We start from the raw sequence: 1,587 nt of genomic DNA on the forward strand, positions 1-1,587 counted from the left end.
TTGTCGTCGATCTTCTTCTTCCAGTCGGTGCCCATGTGGCGCTTGACCGACCGGATGGTGCGGTCGACGTTGGTGACCGCCTGGTTCTTAGCGGGCTGACCGGTGAGGACTTCGCCGTTCTTCGCGAAGGCCACGATGGACGGCGTGGTCCGAGAGCCCTCGGAGTTGGCGATCACCGTCGGTTCGCCGCCCTCCAGGACGGAAATGACCGAGTTGGTCGTCCCCAGGTCGATACCGACCGCTCGCCCCATAAACAGTTCCTCCAGACCTAATCGCCTATTCGCCCAGGGCCGGACAGCCCCTTGAGCCTTCCTCACTCAACGTTTTACACACTGCGCACCGCCACCGTCAAATGGTTGAGCGCGATGCGCTCAAAGTTTCTGCCAGTGCAACGCGGCGGAGGGCTTAGTTGTTCCCGCGCAGCGCACAAGGCGACCAGGTCGAAGACCACGCCCGGTCGACGCGGCCCGGATCAGTCCTCCCAGTTGTCCACCCGGATCGAACCGCTCCCGGTGGACAGGAGCAGCTCCTGCCGGGCGTTGGGGTCCACGGGGACCTCGATCTCCTCCTCCCCGCTGCCGGTGCGCGACTTCACCGCGTACGCACCGGGCGGCACGGTCAGCTCGATGTCCCCGCTGCCGGTCTCGACCCGCACCGATTCCGCCTCCGAGGCGGCCAGCTCGACGTCGCCCGAGCCGCTCTCCGCGGTCAGCTGCCGACCGCGCAGGTCGCTCCCGGAGATCTCCCCGCTCCCGGTCCGCACGACGACGTCGCCCTGGACGTCCGCCAGCCGGATGTCCCCCGAACTGGCGCGCACCTCCACGCGACCGCTGATGTCCTCGAGCTCCACCGATCCGGACTTGACGTCGGCCTGCACCGACCGCATGCCCGAGACCCGCAGGTCACCGGAGCCGAGGTCCCCGGTCACCGGAACCTCCGCCGGCAACGTCACCTCGTAGTCGACCTGGCAGCGCCACCCGCAGTTGGCGTCCAGCACCAAGGTCCCGTTCTCCACCCGGTGGTGCACCTGCGAATCGTGCGACCACCACCGGTTCCGGCTCACCTTCTCGTGCACCACACCGGTGTCGCCGGGCCGGTAGCGCACCTGCACGTTCCCGCTCGCACCGCTGATCTCCACCCGGGAGATGCCGGTGACTTCGGTGCTGCGCTCCTCCGGATCGCCGAACGGCCCCAGCGTCAGCACAGCCCCCATGAACAACAGCAAAGCGGCGCCGACCACCGCGAGTCCTGTCCGCATCACAGCCCCCTGGTCGTGGATTCGCTGCCGAAGTTACGCGGCGCCGACCACCGGAACATCCGGGATTTCCCCGACGCGCGTTTCCTGGTCACCCCCATGCGACGGGACCCGCGGCTCCGCTGCCCGCCTCGGCGGGCAGGTGGCCTCGGCAGCGACGCGGCACCGCAGCGGGGGCCGCGCCGGAAACCCGGCTCGGGGCTTCCGCGTTCCCAGAGCAGCTGCGCTCAGCGGGGTCCTGGCAATCGGCTGACCGCAGCGCACCGCCGGGCCGTGCCGCGGCGGCCGACCGGCGGCACGGCCCGGTGCCGGTCAAGCGTGCTGGAAGAGCT

Annotated in this window: 2 protein-coding genes; both read right to left on the minus strand. The window is 69.4% G+C overall.

Annotation, left to right across the window (positions count from 1 at the left end; all coding sequences use genetic code 11):
- Positions 1–251: Hsp70 family protein (locus tag SREC43747_RS20035; RefSeq protein WP_037332769.1), on the minus strand; the 251-nt coding region annotated here is incomplete at its 3' end.
- A gap of 221 nt (positions 252–472) precedes the next feature.
- On the minus strand, positions 473–1,258 hold the full coding sequence (locus SREC43747_RS0119175) for a DUF4097 family beta strand repeat-containing protein (protein ID WP_236623281.1): 786 nt from the start codon (positions 1,256–1,258) through the stop codon (positions 473–475).
- Between the last annotated feature and the right edge of the window lie 329 nt (positions 1,259–1,587).

Origin of the sequence: Saccharopolyspora rectivirgula DSM 43747, from assembly GCF_000497205.1 — a bacterium.
Classification (GTDB): Bacteria; Actinomycetota; Actinomycetes; order Mycobacteriales; family Pseudonocardiaceae; genus Saccharopolyspora; species Saccharopolyspora rectivirgula.

Bases quoted from the DNA above. Each gene is read 5' to 3' on its own strand.
- SREC43747_RS0119175 (WP_236623281.1), bottom strand. From the start codon at position 1,258: ATGCGGACAGGACTCGCGGTGGTCGGCGCCGCTTTGCTGTTGTTCATG.